This is a genomic window from Streptococcus suis, assembly GCF_016743335.1.
Taxonomy (GTDB): domain Bacteria; phylum Bacillota; class Bacilli; order Lactobacillales; family Streptococcaceae; genus Streptococcus; species Streptococcus suis_Y.
In genome coordinates, this window is record NZ_WCJE01000066.1 from 1 (window position 1) to 6,553 (window position 6,553).

Consider the following 6,553-nt stretch of genomic DNA (forward strand, 5'->3'; position numbering starts at 1 on the left):
CTAAAAATTAGAGAGCTTATCTACCGAATTTTAGTCGTATTTTTATACTCATGCCTATCGCATATTTTGGGGTGCTCGTCAGTAGAGTGGATCAGTTTTTCCCTCGATGACTAACATCATTAACTCGTCAACCACAAAGCCCTCACTAAGATTATACACCTAGTGAGGGCTTTATGTTCGTTTTCATTATTCTGTGGGTGAGGGCGGAGCCATCATGGATGTCTTTCCCACTCCCGTACCACTTCTCTGATTTCGTCTTCCCACACCCAAAATAAAAAATACCAGCTACACCACATAGCTGATATTTCAGATAATTATTTTGCACTTCTGACACAAGCTTCATAGGTCTGTTCCATCAACATGGTAATAGTCATCGGACCAACACCACCTGGAACTGGGGTAATATAACTTGCCACTTCTGATACCTCATCGTATTTGACATCACCGATTAGCTTGCCATTTTCATCACGATTCATACCAACATCAATCACCACGGCACCTGGCTTAACAAATTCCTTGGTCACAAAATGACCACGACCAATGGCAACAACAAGAATATCGGCCTGACGAGCAAGCTCTGGCAAGTTTTTGGTACGAGAATGCGCAATCGTTACAGTAGCATTGGCATCCAGCAGCAGCTGTGCCATCGGTTTACCAACAATATTAGAACGACCAATAACTAAAGCTGACTTCCCTTCCAGCTCAATCTGATATTCCTTGAACATTTCCATAATTCCTGCTGGGGTAGATGGAATCATAACAGGATGACCAGACCAGAATTTCCCCATGTTAGTCGGATGAAAACCATCCACATCCTTATCTGGGTCAATGGCCAACAAGACCTTCTCCTCGCTGATATGGGCTGGTAAGGGCAATTGCACCAAAATACCATGCCATTCATCATCCTGATTATAGCGCTCAATCAAATCCAACAAGTCTGACTCAGTAATCGTATCTGGAACGCGAACAACCTCACTCTTGAATCCAGCAGCTAGAGCTGACCGCTCCTTATTCCGTACATAGACCTGACTAGCAGGATTTTCGCCAACTAAAATAACTACAAGACCTGGTACCAACCCCTTTTCTTCTTTTAATCGAGCAGTTTTCTCCGCCAAGGCAGCCTGCAATTTTACACCTAGTGCTTTCCCATCAATGACTGTCATACCTACACTCCTTTTGTTTTTTCTATTATACCCTAAAATTCTCCGACTGACTATACTTGTCCAAAGTAGAATATAGCATTTAGCAAAAAACTCCGAACAATGTCGGAGTCGTACTTATTTGTTCATTTATTACAAGACCTTAGACAAGAAATCCTTGGTCCGTTCTTCCTTGGTATGTTCAAAGACTTCTTCAGGCGTTCCATCCTCCACGATGACACCGCCATCCATAAAGATAACCCTGTCAGCTACCTCACGCGCAAATCCCATCTCATGAGTCACGATAACCATGGTCATCCCTGACTTGGCCAAATCCTGCATAACAGCAAGAACTTCACCAACCATTTCAGGGTCTAGTGCAGAGGTCGGTTCATCAAAAAGTAGGACATCTGGGTCCATAGCCAGACCACGCGCAATAGCGATCCGCTGTTGCTGACCACCTGAAAGGCTTTGTGGATAGGCATTCGCCTTATCTGGCAATCCTACCTTTTCAAGTAATTCCCTAGCCTTCTTCTCAGCCTCATCCTTTGCAATTCCCTTTGTCTTAATAGGTGATAAAGTAATATTATCTAATACCGTCATATTCGGAAAAAGATTGAACTGTTGAAAAACCATTCCCATCTTTTCACGCATCTTGAAAATATCATTTGACTTGTCAGTAATATCAACACCTTCAAATGTAACAGTTCCCTTGGTCGGTACTTCTAAGAGGTTCATTGTACGTAAGAAAGTCGATTTCCCTGACCCTGATGGACCGATAATAACGACTACCTGACCTTGTTGAATATCTAAATCAATTCCTTTTAGAACCTCATTCTTTCCGAAGTACTTATGTAAATCCTTGATAGAAATAATTGCATTAGACATGGAACTGCCCTCCCTTGTTCAACTTTTTCTCAAACGACTGAATAATCACTGTTAGCACCGTTGTCATAATTAGATAATAGCTCGCTGCAAATACAAGTGGTGTTAAAGGAATATAAGAAGTGGATTGAACTGTCTGAGCACCGTTCCATAATTCCATCACACCGATGGTTGACAACAGTGAACTATCCTTAACAATAGTCACAAATTCATTTCCCAAGGCAGGAAGGATATTCTTGATAGCCTGTGGCATGATAACGTAACGCATCGCCTGCTTTGGTCTAATACCAAGCGAATAAGCAGCTTCCAACTGTCCTTTTGGTACAGCATTAATACCTGCACGAACAGTTTCAGATACATAGGCACCCGAGTTCATCGAAATAACAATGATACCTGGAATCAAGCGTGTCAAATCTACCGTCAAAATTCCTAGCTGAAAAGTTGGTGCTACAAAATGTGTCATCGCAAAAGCAATCATAATCTGAACAATCATCGGTGTCCCACGAAAAATCCAGACATAGATATTAGCAGTCCAAGCTAAAACTTTATACTTACTACGCTGAGCAAAGGCAAGCAACACACCTAAAATACTACCAAAAAATACTGAGAAAAATGCAATAATGAGGGTAACAATTGCCCCATAATTAAAATAAGCCCAATACTCAGGCAAAAAAGAAAAATTCATTCATCCTACTCCAATTCTGTCATTTAGAGTCTATTATACCATTTTTGAATATTTATGCAATACTTTTGTTTATAATATTCATTTTACATAAGAAAAAAGCACCCTTAGGTGCCTCTCACTTCTTCTTAGTACAATAGCTCATAGATTTCCATTGCAATCAAGTCGATGCTGTCAAACGCGTACGTTTCACGAGCAGCAACATCACGCAAGGTAAATACTGAACCATTTTCCTCGTCATAGCTATAAGCCACTTCTGCAACAACAATACCATCACGTTCGAAATTACGTTTCAACGTACCGCCGTCATTAGCCATAGCTTCCAGACGATTGATAATTCTCACCAAATGTGATTCCATATTCGTTCTCCTAATCCTTTTTATAGGAATATTTTACCACATATTGCCAAAAAAGTCTTATTTTTTCCCTATTTTCTTCCTATCGCCCTATTTTTCATAGAAAGTTTTTCCAAGCGTAGCAGTTTCTTGATTTTTCTATGAATCTTGTTATAATAAAGCTAGAACTGACCTTTTTTGACTATTTAACAATAGGTCACATTTTTTCACAGAAAGAGGTAGAATTATGCTCTGCAAAAATTGTAATATCAACGACGCAACGATCCATCTCTACACCAACTTAAACGGTAAACAGCAGCAGGTAGACCTCTGTCACAACTGCTACCAAATCATGAAAACAGACCCTAACAATGCCATTTTGCAAGGCTTGGGTGACCTGACCAATCCAAATAACATGGATCCTTTCAGCGAATTTTTCAATCATCTGGGAGGCTATCCTGGCAATACACCTGCTGGTAAGTCCCGCAACCAAACACCGCCTACACAGGCTGGTGGTGGCAACAATGGTCGAGGCGGACAGACTCCACCTCCACAACAACCACAGAAGCCAAACGGACTCTTGGAAGAATTTGGAATTAACGTGACTGAGATTGCCCGCCGGGGCGATATTGATCCTGTAATTGGCCGTGATGAAGAAATCGTCCGTGTCATCGAGATCCTCAACCGCCGTACAAAAAATAACCCTGTTCTTATCGGTGAGCCTGGTGTAGGTAAAACAGCGGTTGTTGAAGGCTTGGCTCAAAAAATTGTCGATGGCGATGTCCCACAAAAATTACGAGACAAGGAAGTCATTCGTCTGGATGTTGTCAGCCTCGTACAAGGAACAGGTATCCGCGGACAATTTGAAGAACGCATGCAAAAACTCATGGAAGAAATCCGTAATCGTCGCGAAATCATTCTTTTTATTGACGAGATTCACGAAATTGTCGGTGCTGGCTCTGCAGGCGATGGTAACATGGATGCAGGCAATATCCTCAAACCAGCCCTCGCACGTGGTGAAATGCAGCTAGTCGGTGCAACAACGCTCAACGAGTACCGTATTATCGAAAAAGATGCCGCCCTAGAACGCCGTATGCAACCTGTAAAAGTTGAAGAACCAAGTGTCGAAGAAACCATTACTATTCTCAAAGGTATCCAAAATAAATACCAGGATTACCATCATGTTAAATACTCCGATGCTGCTATCGAAGCTGCCGCAGTACTGTCCAACCGCTACATTCAAGACCGTTTCCTGCCAGACAAAGCTATTGACCTTCTGGATGAAGCTGGTTCAAAAATGAATTTGACCCTCAACTTTATTGATCCAAAGGAAATTGACCAACGCCTGATTGATGCCGAAAATCGTAAGGCACAAGCTACACGGGATGAGGACTATGAAAAAGCAGCCTATTTCCGTGACCAAATTGCTAAGTACAAGGAGATGCAAAAGGCAACTATCAGCGAGGAAGATATTCCACTCATTACTGAAAAAGAAATTGAGGCCATCGTTGAGCAAAAAACAAATATCCCAGTTGGTGATTTAAAAGAAAAGGAACAGTCCCAGCTTGTGAACCTCGCTAGTGACTTAAAAGCCCATGTTATCGGACAAGATGAAGCAGTTGACAAGATAGCTAAAGCCATCCGCCGTAACCGTGTCGGTCTCGGTGCTCCAAATCGTCCCATTGGATCCTTCCTCTTTGTCGGACCAACAGGTGTCGGTAAAACCGAATTGTCTAAGCAATTAGCTATCGAACTCTTCGGTTCGGCTGACAGCATGATCCGCTTCGATATGTCCGAATACATGGAAAAACACGCTGTCGCTAAACTCGTCGGAGCTCCTCCAGGTTATGTAGGCTACGAGGAAGCCGGTCAGCTAACTGAAAAAGTCCGTCGTAATCCTTACTCACTCATCCTCCTTGACGAAGTTGAAAAAGCCCACCCAGATGTCATGCACATGTTCCTTCAGGTCTTAGACGATGGGCGTCTGACAGATGGACAAGGTCGTACTGTCAGCTTCAAAGATACCATTATCATCATGACATCAAATGCTGGTACTGGAAAAGTTGAAGCAAGTGTCGGTTTTGGTGCGGCTATAGAAGGGCGGACTCAATCAGTCCTTGGCCAACTTAGCAATTTCTTCACACCTGAATTTATGAACCGATTTGACGGTATTATTGAGTTCCAACCACTGAGCAAGGAAAACCTACTTGAAATCGTTAGCCTCATGCTAGACGATGTAAACAAACGCCTTTCTCACAATGGCATCAGCCTCCATGTAACAGATAAAGTTAAGGAGAAATTAGTGGACCTTGGCTACGATCCAAAGATGGGAGCTCGTCCACTACGCAGAACCATCCAAGATCAGATTGAAGATGCTATCACCGACTTCTACTTAGAACATCCAGCAGAAAAAGACCTACGTGCTGTCATGTCAAGTAAAGGTACAATTCAAATCAAGGCACAAACAAAGACAAAATAAGAAAATAGAGCTGCTCTCTACGAGTAGCCTATTTTACTGTTTTGCTACTTTATTTTTCTAATTTTTTCCCCATCTCCATCCTATAAAAAAACTTTACTTTGTAAAGCCTATCACAAGGAAAAATAATAAAAAAGTGGTATAATGTATACAACTCATTCCAATTATGAAAGAGGATAGAATTGCCTATGGAGAAAATTGCTGTATTTGGAGAAAAGAAAGCTGGCGTCAGCTACCAGAGTCGCTTTGGTGTTTACGCAGTTATCCCAGATGAAAAGAAAGAACAGATTATACTCGTTCAAGCACCAAACGGAGCTTGGTTTCTTCCTGGTGGAGAAATTGAAAAGGGAGAAAATCACCTCATTGCTTTGGAGCGCGAATTGATGGAAGAGCTTGGATTTACCGCTGAAATCGGAAAATACTTTGGTCAGGCTGACGAATACTTCTACTCTAGCCACCGCGATACCCATTTCTATAATCCAGCCTACATCTATGAAGTAACTAGCTACCATCAAATAGGACAACCACTAGAAGATTTCAACCATGTTGCCTGGTTCCCAGTCAATGAAGCCATCGATAAACTCAAACGTGGTAGTCACAAATGGGGCATTGAACAATGGAAATTGCAAGAAAATTCATTCAATAACTAGTAAAAACACTCTAATCGTGCTATAATGTAGCCAAAGAGATAGAGGAGGTTCCACATGAAAATCATTAACACGACAAATAGTCATCCCAATCTTGTCCAAAGCCAGTTGGCTAATACTGATGCTTTCCTAGTAGAGACTTATTCTGCAGGTAATACAGACGTTATTTTCACACAGGCACCCCGTCATTATGAACTCTTGATTAGTAATAAATACCGTGCAGTACAACAAAATGAAATCGAGCAAATTCGTGATTTCTTCCTTCATCGAAAAATTGATGAACGAACTATTAACAAGGCTGCCATTCAAACGATTCACACAGACCGTTTGATTGAAATGTCTATTCCCATTATCGCAGAAGTGTAAGAAGCCAAATGGCTTCTTTTTTT

7 protein-coding genes are annotated in these 6,553 nt (G+C 41.6%); 3 read left to right on the forward strand and 4 right to left on the reverse strand.

All coding sequences use genetic code 11. From position 1 onward, the window contains the following. Positions 1–314 precede the first annotated feature (314 nt). From F9856_RS11460 to F9856_RS11475, 4 genes are all read right to left on the reverse strand, one after another. Positions 315–1,163 (reverse strand): bifunctional methylenetetrahydrofolate dehydrogenase/methenyltetrahydrofolate cyclohydrolase, encoded by an 849-nt coding sequence (locus tag F9856_RS11460; RefSeq protein ID WP_014735556.1) that lies wholly within the window; start codon positions 1,161–1,163, stop codon positions 315–317. Between the two features lie 129 nt (positions 1,164–1,292). Further along, positions 1,293–2,027 (reverse strand): amino acid ABC transporter ATP-binding protein, encoded by a 735-nt coding sequence (locus F9856_RS11465; protein WP_202106680.1) that lies wholly within the window; start codon positions 2,025–2,027, stop codon positions 1,293–1,295. Continuing rightward, positions 2,020–2,709 (reverse strand): amino acid ABC transporter permease, encoded by a 690-nt coding sequence (locus tag F9856_RS11470; RefSeq protein ID WP_002938702.1) that lies wholly within the window; start codon positions 2,707–2,709, stop codon positions 2,020–2,022. Before F9856_RS11470 ends, F9856_RS11465 begins: the two co-directional genes overlap by 8 nt. A 125-nt stretch (positions 2,710–2,834) precedes the next feature. Then, the gene (locus F9856_RS11475) at positions 2,835–3,065 is read right to left on the reverse strand and encodes a DUF1797 family protein (RefSeq protein WP_002938704.1); all 231 of its coding nucleotides are present in this window, start codon (positions 3,063–3,065) and stop codon (positions 2,835–2,837) included. 223 nt (positions 3,066–3,288) lie between these two features. On the opposite strand from F9856_RS11475, the gene F9856_RS11480 reads away from it, so the two are divergent. From F9856_RS11480 to F9856_RS11490, 3 genes are all read left to right on the forward strand, one after another. Beyond that, positions 3,289–5,520, forward strand: coding sequence for an ATP-dependent Clp protease ATP-binding subunit (locus F9856_RS11480; protein WP_202106681.1), 2,232 nt, complete (start codon positions 3,289–3,291; stop codon positions 5,518–5,520). Between the two features lie 185 nt (positions 5,521–5,705). Next, positions 5,706–6,167 carry an NUDIX hydrolase gene (locus tag F9856_RS11485; protein ID WP_202106682.1) on the forward strand — a complete coding sequence of 154 codons (462 nt, stop codon included), beginning with the start codon at positions 5,706–5,708 and terminating at the stop codon, positions 6,165–6,167. A 54-nt stretch (positions 6,168–6,221) separates the two neighbouring features. Continuing rightward, entirely contained in the window at positions 6,222–6,530 is a 309-nt protein-coding gene (locus F9856_RS11490) for a DUF1827 family protein (RefSeq protein WP_002938710.1), read from the forward strand. Positions 6,531–6,553: the final 23 nt, after the last annotated feature.

Coding starts and splice junctions, on each gene's coding strand:
- F9856_RS11470 (WP_002938702.1), bottom strand. CDS start 2,709: ATGAATTTTTCTTTTTTGCCTGAGTATTGGGCTTATTTTAATTATGGG.
- F9856_RS11460 (WP_014735556.1), bottom strand. CDS start 1,163: ATGACAGTCATTGATGGGAAAGCACTAGGTGTAAAATTGCAGGCTGCC.
- F9856_RS11490 (WP_002938710.1), top strand. CDS start 6,222: ATGAAAATCATTAACACGACAAATAGTCATCCCAATCTTGTCCAAAGC.
- F9856_RS11485 (WP_202106682.1), top strand. CDS start 5,706: ATGGAGAAAATTGCTGTATTTGGAGAAAAGAAAGCTGGCGTCAGCTAC.
- F9856_RS11465 (WP_202106680.1), bottom strand. CDS start 2,027: ATGTCTAATGCAATTATTTCTATCAAGGATTTACATAAGTACTTCGGA.
- F9856_RS11480 (WP_202106681.1), top strand. CDS start 3,289: ATGCTCTGCAAAAATTGTAATATCAACGACGCAACGATCCATCTCTAC.
- F9856_RS11475 (WP_002938704.1), bottom strand. CDS start 3,065: ATGGAATCACATTTGGTGAGAATTATCAATCGTCTGGAAGCTATGGCT.